This window comes from Mycobacterium sp. NGS15 (genome assembly GCF_059813245.1).
Window position 1 is genome coordinate 652,676 of record NZ_JCALEF010000003.1, and the last position, 21,615, is coordinate 674,290.

General features: G+C 63.0%; 24 protein-coding genes and 1 pseudogene. 15 read left to right on the plus strand and 10 right to left on the minus strand.

Annotated features, from left to right (window positions below; genetic code table 11):
• Positions 1–160: 160 nt before the first annotated feature.
• From AC5Y5C_RS10930 to AC5Y5C_RS10950, 5 genes are all read left to right on the plus strand, one after another.
• Positions 161–568 (plus strand): YciI family protein, encoded by a 408-nt coding sequence (locus AC5Y5C_RS10930; RefSeq protein WP_499971708.1) that lies wholly within the window; start codon positions 161–163, stop codon positions 566–568.
• Positions 568–1,737, plus strand: coding sequence for an RNA polymerase sigma factor (locus tag AC5Y5C_RS10935; protein WP_499971710.1), 1,170 nt, complete (start codon positions 568–570; stop codon positions 1,735–1,737). Before AC5Y5C_RS10930 ends, AC5Y5C_RS10935 begins: the two co-directional genes overlap by 1 nt.
• 72 nt (positions 1,738–1,809) lie before the next feature.
• Positions 1,810–2,493 (plus strand): phosphatase PAP2 family protein, encoded by a 684-nt coding sequence (locus tag AC5Y5C_RS10940; RefSeq protein ID WP_499971712.1) that lies wholly within the window; start codon positions 1,810–1,812, stop codon positions 2,491–2,493.
• A 1-nt stretch (position 2,494) separates the two neighbouring features.
• On the plus strand, positions 2,495–3,454 hold the full coding sequence (locus AC5Y5C_RS10945; RefSeq protein ID WP_499971714.1) for a cytochrome c oxidase assembly protein: 960 nt from the start codon (positions 2,495–2,497) through the stop codon (positions 3,452–3,454).
• Positions 3,455–3,571: 117 nt separating this feature from the next.
• Positions 3,572–4,066 (plus strand): hypothetical protein, encoded by a 495-nt coding sequence (locus AC5Y5C_RS10950; protein ID WP_499971716.1) that lies wholly within the window; start codon positions 3,572–3,574, stop codon positions 4,064–4,066.
• 18 nt (positions 4,067–4,084) lie between these two features.
• Here AC5Y5C_RS10950 and AC5Y5C_RS10955 read toward each other — a convergent pair whose 3' ends face one another.
• Complete coding sequence (locus AC5Y5C_RS10955) at positions 4,085–4,858, minus strand: DUF2127 domain-containing protein (protein ID WP_499971718.1); 774 nt, start codon at positions 4,856–4,858, stop codon at positions 4,085–4,087.
• Between the two features lie 47 nt (positions 4,859–4,905).
• Positions 4,906–5,760, minus strand: a complete 855-nt coding sequence (locus AC5Y5C_RS10960) for a phytanoyl-CoA dioxygenase family protein (RefSeq protein ID WP_499971720.1) — start codon at positions 5,758–5,760, stop codon at positions 4,906–4,908.
• 45 nt (positions 5,761–5,805) lie between these two features.
• Here AC5Y5C_RS10960 and AC5Y5C_RS10965 point away from each other — a divergent pair, with 45 nt between their 5' ends.
• The 4 genes from AC5Y5C_RS10965 (at position 5,806) to AC5Y5C_RS10980 (ending at position 7,652) form a co-directional block, all read left to right on the plus strand.
• Positions 5,806–6,384, plus strand: a complete 579-nt coding sequence (locus AC5Y5C_RS10965; protein WP_499971721.1) for a TetR/AcrR family transcriptional regulator — start codon at positions 5,806–5,808, stop codon at positions 6,382–6,384.
• A 56-nt stretch (positions 6,385–6,440) separates the two neighbouring features.
• Positions 6,441–6,875: a hypothetical protein gene (locus AC5Y5C_RS10970; protein WP_499971723.1), complete on the plus strand. Its 435-nt coding sequence runs from the start codon at positions 6,441–6,443 to the stop codon at positions 6,873–6,875.
• Between the two features lie 59 nt (positions 6,876–6,934).
• Positions 6,935–7,369, plus strand: coding sequence for a PPOX class F420-dependent oxidoreductase (locus AC5Y5C_RS10975; protein WP_499971724.1), 435 nt, complete (start codon positions 6,935–6,937; stop codon positions 7,367–7,369).
• Positions 7,370–7,445: 76 nt separating this feature from the next.
• A complete protein-coding gene (locus AC5Y5C_RS10980) occupies positions 7,446–7,652 on the plus strand; it encodes a hypothetical protein (RefSeq protein ID WP_499971726.1) in 207 nt (68 codons plus the stop codon).
• On the opposite strand, the gene AC5Y5C_RS10985 is transcribed toward AC5Y5C_RS10980, so the two are convergent.
• Positions 7,627–8,985 (minus strand): carboxylesterase/lipase family protein, encoded by a 1,359-nt coding sequence (locus AC5Y5C_RS10985; RefSeq protein ID WP_499971727.1) that lies wholly within the window; start codon positions 8,983–8,985, stop codon positions 7,627–7,629. The genes AC5Y5C_RS10980 and AC5Y5C_RS10985 overlap by 26 nt on opposite strands.
• A 402-nt stretch (positions 8,986–9,387) precedes the next feature.
• On the opposite strand from AC5Y5C_RS10985, the gene AC5Y5C_RS10990 reads away from it, so the two are divergent.
• Positions 9,388–10,083, plus strand: a complete 696-nt coding sequence (locus tag AC5Y5C_RS10990; protein ID WP_499971729.1) for an Lrp/AsnC family transcriptional regulator — start codon at positions 9,388–9,390, stop codon at positions 10,081–10,083.
• Positions 10,084–10,133: 50 nt separating this feature from the next.
• On the opposite strand, the pseudogene AC5Y5C_RS10995 reads toward AC5Y5C_RS10990, so the two are convergent.
• A pseudogene (locus AC5Y5C_RS10995) lies at positions 10,134–10,711 on the minus strand (recombinase family protein).
• 480 nt (positions 10,712–11,191) lie between these two features.
• Here AC5Y5C_RS10995 and AC5Y5C_RS11000 point away from each other — a divergent pair.
• The gene (locus tag AC5Y5C_RS11000) at positions 11,192–11,455 is read left to right on the plus strand and encodes a YnfA family protein (RefSeq protein ID WP_499971730.1); all 264 of its coding nucleotides are present in this window, start codon (positions 11,192–11,194) and stop codon (positions 11,453–11,455) included.
• Complete coding sequence (locus tag AC5Y5C_RS11005; RefSeq protein WP_499971732.1) at positions 11,452–12,711, plus strand: APC family permease; 1,260 nt, start codon at positions 11,452–11,454, stop codon at positions 12,709–12,711. Before AC5Y5C_RS11000 ends, AC5Y5C_RS11005 begins: the two co-directional genes overlap by 4 nt.
• Here the strand turns inward: AC5Y5C_RS11005 and AC5Y5C_RS11010 are convergent.
• The 6 genes from AC5Y5C_RS11010 to AC5Y5C_RS11035 all read right to left on the minus strand — a co-directional run bounded on the left by AC5Y5C_RS11010 (position 12,686) and on the right by AC5Y5C_RS11035 (position 17,621).
• A complete protein-coding gene (locus AC5Y5C_RS11010; RefSeq protein ID WP_499971906.1) occupies positions 12,686–13,606 on the minus strand; it encodes a cation diffusion facilitator family transporter in 921 nt (306 codons plus the stop codon). The two genes, AC5Y5C_RS11005 and AC5Y5C_RS11010, sit on opposite strands and share 26 nt — an antisense overlap.
• A gap of 80 nt (positions 13,607–13,686) precedes the next feature.
• Entirely contained in the window at positions 13,687–14,073 is a 387-nt protein-coding gene (locus AC5Y5C_RS11015; RefSeq protein WP_499971735.1) for an ArsR/SmtB family transcription factor, read from the minus strand.
• Positions 14,074–14,133: 60 nt separating this feature from the next.
• Positions 14,134–14,799 (minus strand): cation efflux transmembrane domain-containing protein, encoded by a 666-nt coding sequence (locus AC5Y5C_RS11020; protein ID WP_499971737.1) that lies wholly within the window; start codon positions 14,797–14,799, stop codon positions 14,134–14,136.
• Entirely contained in the window at positions 14,799–15,122 is a 324-nt protein-coding gene (locus AC5Y5C_RS11025; protein ID WP_499971739.1) for an ArsR/SmtB family transcription factor, read from the minus strand. The genes AC5Y5C_RS11020 and AC5Y5C_RS11025 overlap by 1 nt, the downstream gene beginning before the upstream one ends.
• Positions 15,123–15,165: 43 nt before the next feature.
• Positions 15,166–16,968 carry an N-acyl-D-amino-acid deacylase family protein gene (locus AC5Y5C_RS11030; RefSeq protein ID WP_499971741.1) on the minus strand — a complete coding sequence of 601 codons (1,803 nt, stop codon included), beginning with the start codon at positions 16,966–16,968 and terminating at the stop codon, positions 15,166–15,168.
• A gap of 23 nt (positions 16,969–16,991) precedes the next feature.
• Positions 16,992–17,621, minus strand: coding sequence for a TetR/AcrR family transcriptional regulator (locus AC5Y5C_RS11035; RefSeq protein ID WP_499971743.1), 630 nt, complete (start codon positions 17,619–17,621; stop codon positions 16,992–16,994).
• Between the two features lie 118 nt (positions 17,622–17,739).
• On the opposite strand from AC5Y5C_RS11035, the gene AC5Y5C_RS11040 reads away from it, so the two are divergent.
• The 3 genes from AC5Y5C_RS11040 to fadD1 are packed head-to-tail and all read left to right on the plus strand — an operon-like array spanning position 17,740 to position 21,546.
• Positions 17,740–19,062 (plus strand): flavin-containing monooxygenase, encoded by a 1,323-nt coding sequence (locus tag AC5Y5C_RS11040; RefSeq protein ID WP_499971745.1) that lies wholly within the window; start codon positions 17,740–17,742, stop codon positions 19,060–19,062.
• Entirely contained in the window at positions 19,059–19,973 is a 915-nt protein-coding gene (locus AC5Y5C_RS11045; RefSeq protein ID WP_499971747.1) for an alpha/beta hydrolase, read from the plus strand. Before AC5Y5C_RS11040 ends, AC5Y5C_RS11045 begins: the two co-directional genes overlap by 4 nt.
• Positions 19,966–21,546, plus strand: coding sequence for a fatty-acid--CoA ligase FadD1 (gene fadD1 / locus AC5Y5C_RS11050; protein ID WP_499971749.1), 1,581 nt, complete (start codon positions 19,966–19,968; stop codon positions 21,544–21,546). Before AC5Y5C_RS11045 ends, fadD1 begins: the two co-directional genes overlap by 8 nt.
• Positions 21,547–21,615 lie beyond the last annotated feature (69 nt).

The window sequence follows — 21,615 nt, forward strand, 5'->3', positions numbered from 1 at the left end:
CGTCTTGCGGCCGACGCCATCCTGGCCCGCGACACCACTGCGGCGGCCAGGTTTCTGGGGCCATATCCGAGAAAGCTCAGCCACGGATGTCGAGAACGGCGCCATGGCTCCGTCCCAGGGGTGAGCGACCAACTAGGGTCGCGGACGAAGGGAGATCATTATGGCCAAGTACTTGCTGCTCAAGCACTATCGCGGTGCGCCCGCGGCCGTCAATTGCGTGCCGATGGATCAGTGGACGCCTGCCGAGGTTCAGGCGCACATTCAATACATGAACGACCTTGCGGCCCGTTTGGAAGGCACCGGCGAATTCGTCGACGCCCAGGCTCTGACACCGGAAGGCGCATGGGTCCGCTCCGGCGGCGAAGGTAGACCGCCGGTGACCGACGGCCCGTTCGCGGAGACCAAGGATCTGATTGCGGGCTGGATGATCATCGACGTGGACTCGTACGAGCGTGCTATTGAGGTCGCAGGAGAATTGTCGGCCGCTCCCGGGGCGGGCGGCGAGCCGATCCACGAATGGCTTGAGGTTCGGCCGTTCATGGCAGCCGCGCACTGCGAACTCGATTAATGGCCGACGCTGCGGTGGACGAAGCCCAGCTGCGGGACCTGATCCCCGGTGTCCTGGCGGCGCTCGTGCGTCGTGGGGCGGACTTCGCCACCGCAGAGGACGCCGTGCAGGAGGCGTTGATCCGGGCCGTGCAGACGTGGCCATCGCGGCGACCCGACGACCCCAAGGGCTGGTTGATCACCACCGCCTGGCGGTGTTTCGTCGATCTCTCGCGATCCGATACCGCTCGGCGAAATCGCGAGTATGGAGCCGCTGACGAGCCGCCGCCAGGACCGGCGGCGTCCGTGGACGACACGCTGCAGCTCTATTTTCTGTGCGCCCATCCGCGCCTCTCCCCTACGTCGGCCGTCGCACTGACCCTGCGGGCGGTCGGCGGCCTCACCACCCGTCAGATCGCACAGGCATACCTTGTGCCTGAAGCAACGATGGCTCAACGGATTTCGCGAGCCAAACGAACGGTGAGTGACGTTCGGCTGGATTGCCCCGGCGACCTGGGCACGGTTCTCCGCGTGCTGTACCTGGTGTTCAACGAGGGATACAGCGGCGACGTCGACCTCGCCGCCGAAGCCATCCGGCTTGCCCGCCAGCTGGCCACGACCACCGACGACGAAGAGGTCGCCGGCCTGCTCGCCCTGTTCCTGCTCCATCACGCCAGGCGCCCGGCCCGCATCCGCGCCGACGGCAGCCTCGTCACACTCAGCGATCAAGACCGCGGCCTCTGGCAAGGCGATCTGATCGCCGAGGGCGTGGCCGTGCTGCAGGCCGCGCTGGCCCGCGATCGGCTTGGCGAGTATCAGGCGCAAGCCGCGATCGCGGCGCTGCACGCCGATGCGCGGACCGCCGCCGAGACAGACTGGGTGCAGATCGTCGAGTGGTACGACGAACTGGTCCGGCTCACCGATAGTCCCGTTGTGCGGCTTAATCGCGCGGTCGCTGTCGGCGAGGCGGACGGTCCACGCGCCGGGCTCGCCGCACTCGGTCAGCTCGACACTGCTCTCCCCCGCTACACCGCATCGTCGGCGTATCTGCACGAGCGCGCCGGCGACCTCGCCACGGCCGCGCAGCTCTATGCGGACGCTGCCGCCCAGGCGCACAACCTCGCCGAACGCAACCACTTGACGATTCGGGCGGCCGCTCTCAACCAGCGCATCGCGGATGAAGACCACTGAGCGCTGACAGCAGATTCGCAGGCAGGCGATCTAGCCTCGTTCGTCGGTCCCGGAATCGACGAGAAGGACACGATGACTCTCAACCTGCGGAAGCTTCGACCCGAAACTACGAACGCGCGAACCGCTGCGGGTCTCGCGGCAGGGTTGTTCGTAGTTTTCGCGACGCTGGCAGCGATAGCGCACCATTACGGCTCAGGCACCAACGTCGACCACCGCACGCTGGACTGGTTGGTGATTCATCGGCACCGTTGGCTCACCTCGGCCGCGGTTGACGTCACCGACATCGGCAGCCCGACAATGGTGTCCGTTGCGACGGTTATCGCAACACTTATGATCTGGCGATTTACCCGCTCATGGAGAACTGCGGCAACCGTGGCCACGGCCGTCGTCTCTGCATTCCTCCTCGCCGCGGTGGCGAAATGGGCCGTGGAAGAACACCGTCCACCTCGCAGCACTCAGCTGGTCGCGGAAACCGGCTGGTCCTTTCCCTCCGGACACGTCACGGGCACTACCGCTCTTGCCGGAGTGCTGGCCGTCGTGGCCGCCTACCGCCATAGCGGGTGGCGACGCTTGACGGCCCTGCTGGCGGCAACAGTGGCGGTGATGTTGGTGGCCGGCAGTCGCCTCTATCTCGGAGACCACTGGTTGGTCGATGTCTTGGCGGCAGTGGTGCTGTCGACCTCGGTGGTGACAATCGCGGCCGCGACCCTTAATGAGACACCGATGGCCACCCGATCCCCTCAGCCCGTGGCCTGAAATGTTCTCGCCAACGGAGCCGCTCACCTGGGTGATGGTCTGGTGTGCATGGCATTTCGATGCGTCAGCAGCTTTCTGCACTATCTCCCTCGGTATCGGATACCGCTGGGCGCTGACCCGTGCGCGGCGTCACCACGTGGACATCAGTGGCGTAGGGGCGAGTTGTTTCTTCGCCGGTATCGGATGCTGGGTCCTCGCATGCATGAGCGTGGTCGGCCTATACGCACACGTGCTGTTCTGGATGCGGGCGCTGCAGGTTGTCTTGCTACTACTGGTCGTACCGTTCTTTCTAGCCCTTGGCCGGCCGATCACCGTTATGCGTAACGCACTGCGGCCAGCCGAGCAGGCCAGATGTGATCGAGCGCTATCGTCGGCAGCCGCGCGGGCCCTCACACACCCGTTCACGACATCCGTGGCCATGTTGACCACACCGTGGTTGCTGTATCTGACACCGTGGTACACGGCATCGCTCACTCATGGCTTGCTCGGTGCGATGACACGAACGGTGTTGGTACTGATCGGTTTTGCGTACTTTTACACACGCCTGCAGATAGATCCCGTACCTCACAGATACCCGCAGCTGATATCACTGGTGATCAGCGTGGCCGAGACCATCGGCGACGGCGTGTTAGGTCTGGTGCTGTGGCAGGGGCCGCTGGTGGCATCAACCTACTACCTGGCGCTGCACCGCTCCTGGGGCCCGGATCTGCGAACTGATCAGACCTTTGGCGCGGGCATTCTCTGGATCTTGGGCGATGTCCTTGGACTACCTTTCCTGCTGCTACTCATGCGTGCCTTATCTGCCGACGACAAGGCACAGGCTGCGCGGATCGACGCCGAACTCGACCGCGCCGACCAGAATTCGCTCGACCCGGGCAACGTGACAACTGGGGATCCGGCCACACCGACACTATGGTGGGAGAGCGACCCGCAGCTGCGAGAGCGATTCGAAAGACGCTGACAGCCCCGTCGCGCGGCACCTCTCCCAGCGAACTTCTGTACACTCCGTCTACTTTTCGGGCAGTATGGACGAATGGATGTCCCGCGGTGCGCCTTACCGTCGCTCGTTGACTCTTCGATGCCCGAGTCTGCCCCTTCCCAGCGTCCAGCACGACCCGCCTCTCCTGCCGTCGACACCTCGACGCCCGTCGGACGCGCCGTCGCGGGCTTCTATCTCGCCTTTGAGGCCGTCGATGATTCCGACAGAATTCGTGAGGCCGCCGACCGGCTCGGTCGGCAGCACGCGCCCGAATCGGACTCGCGTCAGAAATACCTCGCCTTGGCCCACGGAGTCGCCAACGTGGAGAAGATTCGTCGCCATGCCCAGCGCACGTTGCGTGAAATCGCCACCACTGCCACACGTACGGCCGAACGCCTCACCGAGGACTCGGCAGATCTCCCCTCGGATATCAGCGACGCGATCGATGCCGCTGTGCGCCGCGAATCCATCGCCGTCTGCGAACGTGCGGTGCACATGATCAACGAGCAGACTCGCGTGGTCCTGGACCTCGACGAGGTAACGGCCACAATCACCATCGACGACTGGCTGGCGAGCCACGGCCTGACGGGTTGATCGGCTGCTCGACGATTGCTAGTGGCTGTGCTGATTGTCCGCCAGCGCCGCCCGCTCGACACTCAGCAGACTCTCGGCGCGATGCTCATCCTCGTAGGCCTTACCGCCGCCATTGAGCCCGAATAGCCTCTTGCTCCACAGCAGCCATACCACGGCCACGATGTTTACCAGGAGCGCCAAAACCCTGAGAACGGTTTGCTTTTCAATGAGCTCGTAGATCTCCAGCGGCAAAAAGATGCTCGTCGCGATGACGGCAAAATACTCACCCCAGCGCTTCATCAGCCACAGACCGAAGGCCTCGATGAACTCGATCGCCGCATATGCCGCCAGGCCCACCGCCACCCACATAAGTGCCGAAGACGATAACGAAAACGCCTCGCCGATATGACGGATGATTTTCGAATTGTCCGGATTCCATCCGAGCTGATTGGCCAAGGGGCGTATCAGCGGTAGATCCCGCTCGAAAACCTGTTGGAGATGTTCGCGCGAGCCACGAACCTTCACTACCCCGACCGCAAGCAGGACGAAGACGAGACCGCGGAATACGCGCTCGACGGCCAGTAGCCGCATCAGAGTCCGATCCCGCAGGAGCCGGCCGCGTGGAATCTCAGGTGCGGTGTCGGCCGGTCCTCGATGCCGTGGCTCGCCGACCACAAACGTCTCACACCGTAAGCATCGCCAGGCCTCCCCCGCGGCCGTCTCAACTCTTAGGCGTTCCCGAAGAGGCTGTTCATCGGGAGCGAATGTCGCATGACCCCGCAGGCCACACGATCTCAGCGCAAAATCGATCACGCCAGAAACGGTATCCCTGTTGGCAGGTGTTGCCGCAGTGGGCGCTTCTAGAGCGATTGCGCGCCCGGTTCGAGCAGTCGTTTGGGATGCATACCGTCGACCTGGCCGATAAACGGCGGGTGAATGCTGTACCCAAGCATCCGCCGAATGTCCTCAGACACCGCTCGAACGGTATCGCGAGTCGTCGACAAGGTGAAGGCCTCCTGCGGACGCAGCCACGGCTCGCAGTACTGGGCTGTCAGGGCCAGACGTGCGGCACCGGATCGGTTGGCTCCTCCGCCGTGCCATAGCGTGCCGGGGAAGAACACACAGGAACCCGCCGCCATCACCACGGGTTCACGCTCGGCCTCCTGCGGCCGACGATCGCCCCAAAGGTGGCTTTTTGCAATGACATCGGTGGCGCCGTTGTCGGCAGTAAAGTCGTCGATCGCCCAGATCGTCGCCGCACCGAGAGCGGCACGGGGACGTGGAATCGGATAGAAGCCGTCGTCGGTGTGCAGCATCTGCGTCTGCTCACCCGGCAGGATGTTGATTACCTGCAACATCGACAACAGATAGTTCGGCAGGAAAAGCCGATCCAGCAGGGCCAGAACCCGCGGGTGGTCCGCGATGCGATCACAAGCACGCGTCTTGTTCAGCACGCTGTACACGCGCTGAGTGGTATGGCCTTCAAACCCGTTCCGGCCGTGCAGATTCAGTAATGGCGCGACGGCTTCCCGGATCTCTAGCAGCTCGTCGACGGTGAGCAGATCCGGCAAGATCACATAACCGTCGCGGCGCATTGCCGCCAAATCCGCCTCGGCGACAGCAGGATCGACACTCTCGCCACTACTTGCGGTCCGTCGATGAGTCCCGGCCAGGTCGCCGCCCAAATCCACCAACGATGACACTTCAGTACTCATCGCCGCTCCTATACATAAGATAATTATGTTTTGTACAATCACATAGTGGCACGCCCCTCAATCGGACGTCAACAGCTCATCGACGCCGCCCGTGATGAACTCGTCCGCGGCAACGGAGTCATGGATCTGAGCGGATTAACCCGTCGGGCCGGACTCAGCACCGGTGCTCTATACCATCACTTCGGATCCAAAAGCGGCTTGCTCGCGGTCATTTACGACGAGTTCTACGAGGGCCTCGTCCACGCAATTGCCGACACACATCTGGCCCTGGACACCGACTGGCGTGTTCACGAACGGGAACGCACCCGCCGATTTGTCGACTATCACGTGGCCGACCCGCTGGCCCCGATCCTGCTCAACCGCGCCGCCTTGGATCCCCAACTGGCCGAGCTGGAGGCGACCTATCTGCGACGCATTAGCCATAACGCGGCCAAGAACATCCGCCGTGGTCAGAAGTTGGGTCAGTTGCCCGCAGACATCGACCCGGACAGCGCGGGTGCTTTCATCATCGGCGGAATTCGATATGGGATTGCGCAGCAGCTCTGCCTGACTCCGCTCCCCGCACCTGGGGAGATCACCAAGCGGCTGTGGCGCCTGATCTCCGCTGCCCTGGGAGCCAACTGAACCGTCGCCTTGGGAAACTTCGGCCAGATCGATGACACATGGGCGATACTCCCTGCATGCGTTCGATACCTCTTGGCCGTGCGGCCGCCTTCACCCTCGCCGTTCTTGGCGCGGGACTTTCCTCCTGCCCGATGGCAATGGCGGCACCGTCGGGCGAGACAGCCCTCTGTTTCGACGGCGATGTGCGCGTCAGCGCCTGGCAGGCGAGCCAAGCCGATGCACGTCGCGACCTGATCCCCGGCACGCTCAACATGAACGCCACGGACGGTCTTGCCGGGCCTAAGCAGGCATACTTCCAGTGGCGCAACCTGACCACCGGCGCAGTCGGCGAGGTGCACGGCGACGGTTCGGGCACAGCCGGAGCATCGATCTTCAATGTCGTCACCGGCCCCGGTCAGGTAGAGATCACCACCGATTACGGCGGCCGTTCCGGCTTCTTCTGGAACGACGAAAACCTTGCCCACTGCACCGGAAAGGTCACCGTCGTCTAAAACTCTCGGCTGACGCTCAAACACGGAATACCCGTCCGATGCGCCTGGTTCGTCCAGGTATGAATGCTGTCGAGCAGTTCGATCCGCACGCACTCGTCGCCGACAGCCGCATCGGCATTCTGGCGACCATCAAATCCAATGGACTCCCGCAGCTCTCCCCCGTCACCCCGTTCTACGACCGGGACACGGGCGTCATCTACGTCTCGATGACCGATGGCCGTGCCAAGACCGTGAATCTTCGCCGCGATCCCCGTGCGGCGCTGGAGGTCACCAGCTCGGACGGATGGGCCTGGGCAACGGCCGAGGGAGACGTATCCCTGACCGGACCGGGTACCGATCCGCACGGACCCGAGGTCGAAGCGCTCGTCGACTACTACCGCGGTGCGGCCGGTGAACACCCCGACTGGGAGGAGTACCGCGCGACCATGGTGTCGGACCACCGCGTCTTGATGGCCCTCCAGGTCGGGCGCATATACGGCGAGAAACTGCGCTGAGCCTCAGACTACAAGTCGAATGCTTGCTGGCCGGAGGCAGCAAACTATTGATAGAACACGAGGCTAGGGTCAGCGCATGGGTGTTCCGCCGCATGTGCTCTACAGCGGCCGCAACGTCGCAGAGATGGACAGCGGCGCTGGTCCGCTGCAGTACCGCCACGTCCGCGAAGCCCGCATATGCCAAAGTGACGGACAGGGCATCGAGGCACGGCGTGACGCAGAAGGCGATCAGTTCAGCGCCACCTCTGTGCCGGGAGTCAAGATCGGGCACCGAATACCTTGATCTGGCCGGCAGCTGCAGCGGCGCGGGAATTGACCGAACGATGGGCGGGCCAACCGCTTCCGTCAGCGAAACCGGTTTTGACGAAGGTCGTGATTGCCGAGCTGAATTCCAAGGCGAGTGCGCGGTCGGTCTCGTCAACCGGTCCGAGCATGGGGGCATCGACATAGCCCTCGAGATGGTTGAACATGAATGGGAGCTCCGCGCAGTGCGTCGCCCCGAGAGCTGGCGCCCCGGTCGAGACTCGCTCAAATCGGTAGACAAACACTGAGTTTCCTTGCGATGCAGACACTTCGGCGATCCGATCGATGCCGTCGCCGAAAAGGAGCGCGGTGGCGTCGTCGGCGTCTTTAGGATCGGTAATGTCAGGGAGGAAGGCCGTCATCTCGTTTTCGGTGCGCCCAATCAACACTGGTACGTGCAAACCCCCACCATCGACACTATCCATCAGAGTGCGCGGAAGTCCTATTCCACCCAGGACCGGGAACATGGGCGGGGCGGCGTCAGAAGAAGGGTGCGCGGCCGCGACTGTGTTGTAGGCCGATAGTAGATCTTCGACGGGCACGTCCTGTAGCACGTTCAGTACCTCACCGCTGCGATCAATGCCCAGTGCATCGAGATATTCGTGTGCAACGCTGTGCGCGTCAGACGGCTGTTGACCGGAAACTCCCCATGGGCCGCTCTGTGCGAGAACTTTCGAGACAAGAGGGCGCGTCGCGGGATCCAGCGCCAAGCTCAGCGCGGCGTATGCACCGGCAGACTGTCCACCCACAGTGATGGCGGTGGGATCACCGCCGAAGGATGCGATGTTGTCGTACACCCACCGCAAGGCAGCTATCTGATCCTGAGCGCCGATGTTGCCCGCGCCTACCTCAGGCAACCACAGATACCCAAGTGCGCCGAGTCGGTAGTTGATTGTTACCACGACGATGTCGCCATCGGCGGCCAGTCGACTGCCGTCGTACAGCGACCAGCCACCGGAACCGCTACTAAATCCTCCACCATGGACCCAGAACAACACCGGACGTGGGCGACGGTCCGTTATCGCCTCCTCAGGAACCCAAACGTTAAGACTGAGGCAACCGTCCTCGACCCAATCGACAGGTGAGGGCCCATTGACATTGCTTAGCCGCGATTCACATTGGGGTACCGAGGGGCCGGGTTCAGACGCGTCTCGGACACGGGTCCACCGGGGGTGCACGGCAGGTGGACGAAAGCGAAGCTCGCCCACCGGCGACGCCGCATAGGGTATTCCGCGAAACGCGACCGCACCATCGTGGGCGATCCCCCGCAGCTTGCCTTGTGCAGTCGCCATCTCCGGCCGGTCTGCTGACATGTCCATCTCCTTAGGCGTTCGATACTGACAATCCGACGTTAAGCGCCATCCGCTCGATGACCGCCATGGAGGAGAAAGAACTTCATAAAAGGTGCACTCTGCTCAGCCTATGATGCGTTTGTGCGCCAAATGTTGGACAGCTTGGACGCGAGGATCACGGCTGCGCTGATGCTCTCACCTCGCCTGTCATGGCGCGATCTCGGGCAATGCCTAGGCATCTCTGAACGCACAACCGTGCGCCGTGCCGGACCTCTGTTCGCCGATGGGACTCTCCGGCCCACGGCGATTCGAAATCCGTACGCGTACCCCGACCTGGTGCCGTTGGTGCTGAGAGTTCAGTGCAACCCCACACAGGCCCGAGCACTTGCAATGGCGCTAACCCGACGAGGTGACACCAATTGGGTGGAGATCGTCGGCGGAGGCCACGAAGTTTGCAGCACGCATTTTGTCAAAAATATTGACGAACGCGACCGCCTCCTTCTCGACCAACTTCCAGCTACACATGGCGTGGACACGTGGCAGGCGTACGAGCTGATCCGGACGTTTGCATCGCCCTTCGGCTGGACGGGAGGCCATCTAACCGATGACGAGGTCAGTGCCTTGCCGTCCGTGCCCGACCTGGGTCCGGTGCCCATACAGTTCCGCGACCACGACGAAGCGATTATCGCGAGCCTCATCGACGACGGCCGCGTCACGTTAAACGCACTTGCCGCTCGCGCTGGGATCGCGACAGTGACTGCCCGGCGACGGCTCGACGACCTCACGTCGTCTGGCGTTATCCGCCTCGCTACGGAGGTAGACCTGCGCCTACTGGGGATACGAACCGAAGCCCTGCTCTGGTTGCAGGTCGAACCATCCCGGCTTGAGAATATAGGCACCGCGCTCGCGGAACATGCCCAGGTCCGATTCGCTGCTGCGACAACCGGTCATACGAATCTGCTCATCGCCGTTGCGCTTCGAGACCGGAGAAGCTTGTATAACTTCCTCACTAGGTCGCTCGGGGCGCTGATCGGCGGAGGAACCGTCGACGTGTCCCCGATTCTCGTGACAGCGAAACGTACAGGCTTGGCCCGTGAGGTCAACGGTGGGCATCTGTGAGTTATCCGTTTTTGGTCACAGGTCACATCCACCCGCCACTCGGCCAGGTTTTAGGCGGCCACCGCGCGGTACACAGTTCGCTTGGAGCAACGAAGCGACGCGGCGATCTCTTCGGCGGAGCTGCTGCCGTCAAACAGCATCTTCGCGTACCGCCGGTCCGCAGTAGAAAGTGAACAGCGACAACCGATCTTCGCACCGCGGGAACGCGCAGCCGCAAGGCCAGCCTTTGTGCGCTCGGGCAGAACCTCACACTCCATAGTCGCCACCGCAGCTAGGAGTGTGTACGCGAAATGGCCTGCAGGACTGGTGGTGTCGATCGGTTCAGTGCACGAGACCATCGCAACACCCGCTCGCTCGAACCGCTCCGACAATTCCAGCAGGTGCTTGGTTCCGCGGCTCAGTCGCGACAGTGAGTAAACACCACGGTGTCGCCAGACTCCATGTCGGCCAACATCTTATCCAGCTTGGGCCGCGACGTAGTGGTGCCGCTGACAGCGTGGTCCATATAGAGCGCATCAACGCCAGCCTTCTCGAGAGCTTGACGCTGCAACAGTTCGTCCTGGGAGTCGGCGCTGACGCGCATGTAGCCAAGCCTGCGGCCGTTCGGTGTCAAGCGAACGTTGTTCATAGGTGCTGATCGTGCCGAAATCCCCTGACATCAACGCTTTCGGCGCGTTACATTTGTCCATCGTTCTGGCGCAGGGTTCTGGCACGCCTGACCGGACCCGCGTCGGGAATGGATGGCTGTGACTAAACCGGTCGTTGCTGGCAGACGACTGCAGTCGCCTCGTTGTGTGGCAAGATGTGGCAAATTTCGGGACTTCCGACGTCTGGCTTGATGCCCGGAATATGCCCTGAAATTCCCTCAAACAGGGGCTTTATGGCGGTGGCGGAGGGGTTTGAATCCCCGGACGGTGTTAGCCGTCTCTCGCTTTCATGAAACGCGGTGACGGCCTCCCAATACCTCTCCGAAAGCGCTACCCATGGACCGATAACCACCGACGCTGACGATATCCCCATAACTTTCCCTCCCCCGAAGTGCGACGAGTCGAGATTCTACGATTCGCTCACCTCCGCCGGGTCCGATCGGGACGATTAGGCTCACCGCATGCTTGTCGCAAGGTCGATCCTCTTGTTCGCGGCGGCCGCGGTCCCGGAAATCGCACTGGGCGCCTACGGATTCGTGGCGACGCTGCAGCCAGACGCCCACTTCGGTCGAATACTGGCCGCCTACGGCGGAGTGTTCGTCGCCGGGTCGCTGCTGTGGGGGATGGCGATGGACGGGTTTCGCCCCGATCGCTGGGACGTGGCCGGCGCGCTCATCTGCCTGGCCGGCGTCGGCGTCATCATGTACGCGCCCCGGAACATATGAGCAGCGCTCCGCCTGGCCCGCTTCGGCGGGAACTGGGCACATTCGATGCCGTCATGATCGGGTTGGGCTCGATGCTCGGCGCCGGAATCTTCGCGGCCCTGGCGCCCGCGGCGCAATCGGCCGGATCCGCCTTGCTGCTGGGTTTGGCAGTCGCCGCGGTGATCGCCTTCTGCAACGCGACATCCTCGGCCCGACTGGCCGCAATGTATCCAGCCTCTGGTGGAACGTACGTCTACGGACGGATGCGGCTCGGCGAATTTTGGGGATACCTGGCCGGTTGGGGCTTCGTGGTCGGGAAAACCGCGTCGTGCGCAGCCATGGCGCTGACGGTGGGCTTCTATGCGTGGCCCGCACACGCGCACGCCGTCGCGGTTGCCGCGGTGGTTGCCTTGACCGCGATCAACTATGCGGGAGTTCAAAAATCGGCGTGGCTGACACGTGTCATCGTCGCGATCGTGCTGTCGGTACTGGCCGCGATTGTGGTCACGGCGGTCGGGTCCGACGGTATCGACGCCGCATCCCTCGACATCACCGATGTGTCGATCACTGGCGTGCTGCAGGCCGCCGGTCTGCTGTTCTTCGCGTTCGCCGGATACGCCCGCATCGCAACCTTGGGCGAGGAAGTGCGCGATCCCACGCGCACCATTCCCCGCGCTATCCCGATCGCGTTGGCGATCGCGCTGGTCGTGTACGGCGTTGTCGCCGTTGCAACATTGACGACGCTGGGGCCACAGCGGTTGGCGGCATCCGCGGCTCCACTGCTCGATACCGTCACCGTCGCGGGCGTGCGGTGGATGGAGCCGGTGGTACGGATCGGCGCCATCGTGGCAGCGACGGGATCATTACTGGCACTCATCCTCGGGGTGTCACGTACTACCTTCGCGATGGCGCGTGATCGCCATCTCCCGCACCTCCTGGCCGCGGTGCACCCCAGGTACGGCGTACCGTACCGCGCTGAACTCCTTGTTGGTCTTGTGGTTTCCGTCCTGGCGACTACCGCGGACCTGCGCGGTGCGATCGGATTCTCGTCCTTCGCGGTGCTGGTGTACTACGCGGTGGCCAATGCGTCGGCGTGGACGCTCTCCCCCGCCGAGGGCCGCCCGCCGAGGATCGTTCCCGCACTCGGCCTGATCGGGTGCGTAGTAGTTGCCTTAGCGCTGCCACTGTCGTCGGTCGTCACCGGCACCGCGGTACTGGCAGTCGGCATCCTCATCTACGCCGCCCGTCGTATCAGTGGCCGGGGTACGCGTGAATAAGAGCGCTATCGAGTTTTGAAACAGCGTGGGTTAGTTCGTGTTCGGCAACATGAGCAATGCGATGCGCTTCGGCGAGACTGATATCCGGGTCGATGTCGAGCTCGGCATCCGCATGGAGGCGATGTCCGATCCACCGCAGCCGCACGCTGCGCACCGTCCGCACGCCGGGCTGAGCCACCAGTGCTGTTTCAGCGGCGTCTACCAACGCGGGATCTACCCCGTCCATCAGCCGCCGGAACACGTCACGCACCGCGGTACGCAGCACTGCGAGAATCGCGATGGTAATCACCAAACCAATGATCGGGTCTGCCAACGGATACCCCCACGCGACACCCGCCGCGCCCAGCACGACCGCCAGCGACGTGAACCCGTCCGTACGCGCATGCAGTCCGTCGGCGACAAGTGCTGCCGAGCCGATCCGGCGGCCCACCCGGATCCGGTAGAGAGCGACGAGTTCGTTGCCAATGAAGCCGACGACACCGGCCGTCGCCACCCACCCCAGTTGTCCGATCTGCACCGGATGCATCAGACGCATCACCGCCTCATAACCCGCCACCACGGCCGACAACGCGATCATCGATACGACGAATAGGCCGGCCAGATCCTCGGCCCGTCCGAATCCGTAGGTGTATCGCCTTGTCGCAGCGCGTGTTCCCAGCCCAAACGCTATCCACAGCGGGATCGCGGTGAGCGCATCGGAGAAGTTGTGGATGGTATCGGCCGCGAGCGCCACCGAGCCGGATACCACCACGATCACCACCTGGAAGGCAGCCGTCAGCAGCAGTGCGACCAGGCTGATCTTGACGGCCCGGGTGCCCGCCGCACTGGAACTGAGCGCGTCATCGATGCTGTCGGAGGCATCATGGCTGTGCGGGGACAGGATCTCTGCGAGCATTCCCTTCAGACCGGCACCGTGGTGATGCTCGTGATCGTGATCGTGATGGTCGTGATGAGTGGCTTCATTGCGGGTGTGACTCATTTCCTACCAACCTGTTTCACCGTTTCCATGGTCCGCAGCGTTGCCTCAGAGCGGTGATGCGGCGGGATTCCAGGGCCCGCGTGCTCGGCGTTGTAGACGGCGTCGGTCACCAGCTGCTCGATATGTTCGTTCTCCAGGCTGTAGTAGACGGTGGTGCCGTCACGACGGGTCCGCACCAGTCGGGCCATCCGCAGCTTGGCCAAATGCTGCGATACCGACGGCGCCGGTTTCCCGACGAGTTCTGCCAGCTCATTGACCGACAGTTCACCACCGGTCAGTGCCCACAGCACTCGAACCCGGGTGGCATCGGCAAGCATCCGAAACACTTCGACGACCAACCCGACCTGTTCTTCGCCCAAGGGCGACCGGCCTGCCTGCGCCATGGCAGATGCTCCTCTACTGCATACCTGCATTGATACGCAGATAGTAGACCATGCGCGGTGCTAGTGCTCGCAGCAGTCAGATTCGTCGCGGCCAGCCCGCACCGAAACCGAGGCATGTGGTGCACAGCAGGATTCACCCTTCCAGGCATTCAAACCTTCACGCACCGCGATGGCAGCGATGATCAGCGCCGCGATCGGGTCAGCCCATGACCACCCGAACAAGGTGTTGACCAGCAGCCCGACCAGCAGGACAGCCGACAGATATGTGCACAACAGCGTCTGCTTGGAATCGGCCACCGCCGATGCGGACCCGAGCTCGCGGCCCGCTCGGCGTTGCGCCCAGGACAGCACCGGCATGACCACCAGGCTCACTGCGGCCAGGGCGATCCCAATCGTCGAATGCCGGGCCTCGCCAAAACCGGCCAGTGACCGGATCGACTCCACCGTCACATAGGCGGCCAGCGCAAAGAATGAGAACGCGATCACCCGAAGAGCCGCCTTCTCCCGGGCCTCCGGGTCCCTGGCACTGAATTGCCATGCCACCGCCGCGGCCGATGACACCTCGATCACCGAATCCAATCCGAAGCCGATCAGTGCGGTCGAGGACACTCGCGCGCCTTCGAAGAGAGCCACCACGGCCTCGACGACGTTGTACGCAATGGTGGCGGCGACGAAAAGGCGAACCCGCCGATGGAGCACATCTCGCCGCTGCGACGCGAGCACCATCAGCAGCAGCCCTCATCAACCGGGCAGCACGACGGATCTACCGTCAGCACCAGATCCACGAGGTCGTCCAGAGCGTGAGCGATTCGCCCGTCGGCGAGCTCGTAACGGGTGCGCCGACCCTCTGGGATGGCGATGACCAGACCACAACCACGAAGACACGCAAGGTGATTCGACATGATTTGTCGCGAGACCCCGGTCTCATCGGCGAGTTCCGAGGGATACCCGGCTCGTGATCTCAGGCTCAATAAGATCGCCGCGCGCGTCGGATCCGACAGCGCGGATCCAAACCTCGTCAGGGCGTCGCGATGAACCAAGGTTTGCATGGCGCCAATAGTACATGCCGATCTGTATTCAGATCTGTATGTACTAACCAGCGGCAGCCACCTGCCCTGCAGCGGCCGAACGCGTCTTCTCCCCCACCCGCAAGAAGCTGCCGGTCCGCTGCTTGCCCAGAATGTGGGCGGGCCGACCGTCAACGACGACAGTCTGGCCGCCAATCAGTACCGTGCCGACGGTCGCATCGTTGCGATTGACCATCCGCGACAGTCCCCCGTAGGCGGCCACGGGCCGCTCGGCGTACTCGGTCAGAGATCCATCGAGCTTCTCCGGGTCGACCACGAAAAGATCTGCGCGGTCGCCAATTCGGAGATGTCCGGCATCGATCTGATACCAATCGGCGAGCTCGCCGGTCAGGCGGTGTACGGCCTGCTCGATGGTCATGAACGGCTGTCCGGCCAGTTGCGCCTCGCGCACGTGCCGCAGCAGTCGCAGCCCGAAGTTGTAAAAGGCCATATTCCGCAGATGTGCACCGGCATCGGAGAAACCGATCTGGATGCCGGGGTCTTGCGCGAGCTGCTGGAGCACCTCGGGGCGATGGTTGGAGATCGTGGTCCGCCAGCGGATGGCGGCGCCGTGTTCGAGCACCAGGTCAAGAAACGCGTCGACAGGGTGTAGGCCTCCGCGATCCACGCCGACCTGCCCGAAGGACTTACCGACGACCGACGCATCCGGGCACGCTACGATCTCGGCGTCGAAAAAGTCTCGGTGCCAGACCCTTACACCGAACTTGCTCTCATACTCCTTGCGGAAACGGCGCCGGTATTTCTCGTCGCGCAGCAGCTCGTTGCGCTCGACTTCATCGCGCAAGTGCAGCGCCGCGGCCCCCGCACCGAACTCCTCGAAGATCACCAGGTCGATACCGTCGGCGTAGACCTCGAACGGCACGGGCAGATGCTGCCAGCGGAAGTTGCCGCCCAGTTTGTTGATGATGCGGGCCACCGGCCCCATCGCCCTGATCGCATACGGGTTGGCCTTGATATCGGCCGCAGAGAGCAACGATGTCGACAGCCGCTTGCGCAGGATGCCCAGAGACTGGAGGGCTTGAGACAACACGTTCAACGGATTCTCGATGTCCGGCCCCGATTGCAGCGCCCGATCCCTTTGGCGAAGCTGGGATTTCAGCCTCCGAAGCTCTCGGGGCTTGGCGTAGGTCGACGGCAGCGTCCGGGAACGACACACCTCGCCGTCAAGCTTGTCGAACAGGAGCTGCTGAGACGACATCCCTACGAAACCGGCATCGAGGGCCTCGGTCAGCCACCGGTCCATCTGCCTCTGCTCACTGGGCGTGGGCCGTTCGTTCTTGCGCGTGGCGCGATCCAGGCCCATCACCGCAGCGCGCATGTCCGAATGCCCCAGAAAAGCAGCGATATTCGGGCCCAGGGGCAGCGACTCCAAAGCCTCGATGTACTCGCCCGCATTGGTCCATGTCTTGTGTTGGTCCACCGCACCGATGACGTGGTCACGCGGTATCGCCTCCACTCTTCCGAAGATGTCCCCGGCATCGAGGCCATTGACGTGCACCACCGACAGCGAGCACGAGCCCAGTAGCACTGTCGTCACACCGTGACGGACAGATTCCGACAAGGCTGGCGCGGCAAGTACCTCGACGTCATAATGCGTGTGGACATCCACCAGTCCCGGAAGTACCCATTTTCCGGTGGCGTCGATGATGTGCGGGCAGTTCGTCTCATCGAGGTCGCCGTCCGAAATCGCGGCGATATGGCCATCCTTGATGCCGATGTCCCGGATAGCGGACGGCGCGCCGGTTCCATCGAACCATCGCCCGTTCTTGATCACCGTGTCGAACTGGACGCCACCATGGGAAGCCATTGTGAATTCTCCTTGTAGTAAAGCTATTTCACGGGCGCTACACGAAGCGCCGGTAGGACGTAACGCCGAAAGTGCCGACGCAGTGAGGCCGGATCATCCGGGTCCATGCAGTGTCCGGGGACGCTTCCCAGGCTGATCATCACGCGAGCAATCCACTCGCTGGCTTCCTCGATATCGGTCCGCGCGTGGATCTCCCCGGCATCACGGGCCGCCTCCACATACGGGCGCCAGAAGGCGGCGAGGTCGGGCACCAGACCCTGCACGCCCGCACCGGCACACGCCATGAACTCCTCGGGCTCGCGCACCCGGATCCGCATGAGCAGGGTCCCGGGATCGTCGTATGCGCGTCGGCCGATCTTCACGCCTGCCACCAGACGCGCCTCGAACCCGTCGATGTCCGCAAGCTCGGCGGCAGACTGTGCCCAGCTGATCTCGATCAATCGGATGATCGCCGCACCCACCAAGGTCTGCTTATCCGGAAAGTGGCGATATAGCCATGACCGCGAAACACCCGCTTCCTCGGCTACGTCTGTCATCGTCGTCGCGCGAATACCCTTGTCGGCCAACATTCTTTCGGCCGCATCCAGTAGCCGGGCCGCCACCGAGGCGCCATCGGGATCGGGCACCGAGCCTTCGTCGAATACCGCAGTCATGCCCTCAATGTAAACAAGCTGTGGACACATTTCAAGATCTGTGTACACTTCGAGTGCACAGATTTCTGAAACTGTTCACAGGCGACCGCACCCACCGCGGCCGTACCCAAGGAGTGCCATGACCCGACCCAATACCGCGATCATCGGTGCCGGCATCAGCGGGCTCACATCCGCGAAGATGCTGTCCGACTACGGAGTTCCCTTCACTTGCTTCGAGACGTCGGATCGGATCGGCGGAAACTGGGCATTCGGCAATCCCAACGGCCACAGCAGCGCCTATCGCTCTCTACACATAGATACCTCGCGGCATCAGCTTTCGTTCCGCGACTTCCCCATGCCCGACAGCTATCCGCATTTTCCCCACCACACCCTCATCAAGCAGTACCTCGAGGACTACGCGACAGCCTTCGATCTCAAGCCCAACATTGAATTCCGCAATGGCATCGTCCACGCCGAGCGGCTGCCCACCGGCGGTTGGGAATTGCAGACACAGACCGGTGAACGCCGATTGTTCGACCTGCTCGTCGTCGCCAATGGTCATCACTGGGACCCCCGGTACCCCGACTTTCCCGGCACGTTCACCGGCACCACATTGCACTCGCACCACTACATCGATCCGCGCACGCCCCTGGATCTGATGGACAAGCGAATCCTGGTGGTGGGCCTGGGTAACAGCGCGGCAGACATCGCAGTCGAGCTATCGTCACGCGCTACAGGAAACACCGTTACCCTCTCCACCCGATCCGGCGCCTGGATCGTCCCCAAGTACGTCGCCGGACAACCCGCCGACAAGTACTTCCGCACCAGCCCGCACATCCCGATGTCATGGCAGCGCAAACTGTTTCAGATGATGCAACCGCTCATGTCCGGCCGGCCGGACCAATTGGGACTCCCGATGCCGAATCACAAATTCGGCGAGGCGCACTTCACCCAATCCGTCGAACTCCCGTTGCGACTCGGGTCCGGAGACATCGCGCCCAAGCCCAATATCAGCCGCCTGGACGGCGAGACTGTGCATTTCGCAGACGGCACCTCCGCAGACTTCGAGGTGATCATCTTCGCGACCGGCTACAACATCACGTTCCCGTTCTTCGACCCAGAGTTCCTCAGCGCCCCGGGCAATCGCATCGATTTGTACAAACGGATGTTCAAGCCTGGTTTGGACGACCTGATCTTCGTCGGTTTGGCACAGGCGGTTCCGTCGTTGTTCCCCTTCGTCGAGTGTCAGGCGCGCCTGGTGGGCGCGTACGCGGCGGGCAAGTACCAGCTGCCCTCGATCGACGAGATGTACGAGGTGATCGAGGCAGAGCATCGCAAGTACACCGGGCACATGCTTGATCGCCCGCGCCATACCCAGCAGCTGGATTACTTCCTCTATGAACACGATATGAGAACCAAGGAGATCCCCCGCGGGTTTGCGCGGGCGGGAGGAGCGGCGTGAACCGACAGAACATCCGATTCGACAGCCACGGAATCGACTGTGATGCATGGTTTTACCGGGCGTCAACACCCGAGGATTCGGCTCCTGTCGTGGTGATGGCGCACGGACTGGGCGGCACCAAGGACTCGGGACTGGAACCGTTCGCCGAGCGGCTCGCGGGCGCAGGCATGCACGCCTTTGCCTTCGACTACCGCGGCTTCGGATCATCTGACGGGTTTCCCCGGCAACACGTTTCATTCAGTCGCCAGATCGGCGACTATCACGCCGCGGTGAGCACCGCGGCCCGCCTCCCCGGCGTCGATCCCACGCGAGTCGTGCTGTGGGGTGTATCCCTGGCCGGTGGGCACGTGCTGGCGGTCGCCGGGTCGCGTAATGACGTCGCCGCCGTCGTCTCGGTGACACCGTTGGTGGACGGCATCGCGGCAGCGCGATCCGCGATGAGTGAGCACAGCACCGGTGCCCTACTGCGCTCAGCCGTGACTGGAGTCCGTAGCCGGGTGGGACGCGAGCAGCGCACGATCCCGATCGTGGGACGCCCGGGTGAGCTGGCAGCATTGACATCGGACGGGTACTACGAGGCGCACCTGGCGATCGCGGGCCCCGCCTGGCGCAATGAGATCGACGCGACGGTGGGCACCCAGCTCGCCTCCTATCGGCCCACGCATTATGCCGCGCGCATCGAATGCCCCACCCTGGTACAGATCGCCGACTTCGACCGCGCCGCACCTCCACATGCCGCAGCCAAGGCCGCCTTCAAAGCACGCGCCGAAGTGCGGCACTACCCGTGCGATCACTTCGGTGTCTATCAGGGCCAGGATTATTTCGATTCCGTTGTGTCACACCAAATCAGCTTTTTGACGCGACATCTGGGAGTTAGGACGGCGTCACTTACCGAAGCAACCCATGGTTGAGACCATCCAGCAGCTGGTCGGCGCCCGCGCCAGCGATGACAATGTGGGGCTGGCCTACCGGGGCATGACGTGGACGTGGCGCGAGCACGTGGCCATGGCGGCTCGTCACGCGGCAGTGCTGATTCGGAGAGCCGATCCGGATCGCCCGCTGCACGTCGGCACCCTGCTGGGCAATACCCCCGCGATGGCCACGGCGATGGCCGCGGCCGCCCAGGGTGGTTACATCCTGTGTGCCATCAACAACACTCGCCGTGGTGATGGGTTGGCACGCGATATCCGCAAGGCGGATGTGCAGATCCTGCTCGTGGACGCCGATCATGGGCCCCTGCTCGAATCCTTGAATCTGCCCGGCGTCGTGGTGATCGATGTCGACGGGGCGGACTGGCAACGCGAGGTCGAGGCGGCCGGTGAGTTAGAGCCCTATCGAACGGCCGGGGCTCTCGATCCCTTTATGATGATCTTCACCTCCGGGACCAGCGGGGACCCGAAGGCAGTTCTGGTGACGCACATGATGGTTCTTGTCGCCGCCCAGTCGCTGGTGACTCGATTCTCGCTGTCCCCCAACGACGTCTGCTACGTCTCGATGCCGCTGTTCCATTCGAATTCCGTGATGGCGGGATGGGCTGTTGCGGTCGCGGCGGGAGCCACGCTTGCCCCGGCGAAGTTCTCCGCGTCGGGCTTCCTCGCCGGCATCCGGGAAGTCGGTGCCACGTACATGAACTACGTGGGCAAGCCGTTGGCGTATGTGCTGGCCACGGAGGAACATCCCGGGGACGCATCCAATCCCTTACGCATCGCATTTGGCAACGAGGCCTCCGAACATGACATTGCCGAGTTCGCGCGGCGATTCGACGTGACGGTGTACGACGGATTCGGTTCCACAGAGAACGCCGTCATCATCACCCGGGAGGAGGGAACGCCCACAGGATCCATCGGCAAGGGGTTCCCCGGTGTCGGGATCTACGACCCCGACACGTTGACCGAATGCGCCACAGCCCGGTTCGACGCGCACGGCATCCTGGTCAACCCCGGCTCGGCAGTCGGAGAATTGGTGAATACCCAAGGGGCGGGCTTCTTCTCCGGGTATTACAACGACGATGACGCTACCAGCGAACGGATGCGTCACGGCATGTATTGGTCGGGCGACCTCGCCTACCGAGACGCCGAGGGCTGGATCTACCTTGCCGGACGGACCGCCGACTGGATGCGGATCAACGGCGAAAATCTGGCGGCGGCGCCCATCGAGCGGATTCTGCAGCGACACCCCGCGGTGAGCCAGGTGGCGGTGTACGCGATTCGCAATGGGCGCCACAGCGACGAGGTGATGGCCGCGCTGGTCCTGCGGGACTCCTTGACAGAAACAAGTCTCACCTCGTTTCTTACCGCACAGGACGATCTGCCACGGATTGGCTGGCCGCGATATGTGCGCGTGGCACGGAGCCTCCCCTGCACCGCAACCAACAAGGTGCTCAAGCGTGCGCTGATTTCGGACGGCCTTGATGTCGGCGACGACGAGCTATGGCATCGCAGCGATCGCGGCACCGCATATGAGCCCTGGGAGAACGCTCGATAGCCACTGTTTCCAGAGTGGCTAAAGTTGCTTGCGGAATTCGTTGCAGCGGAGACTTTTCCACATTATTAT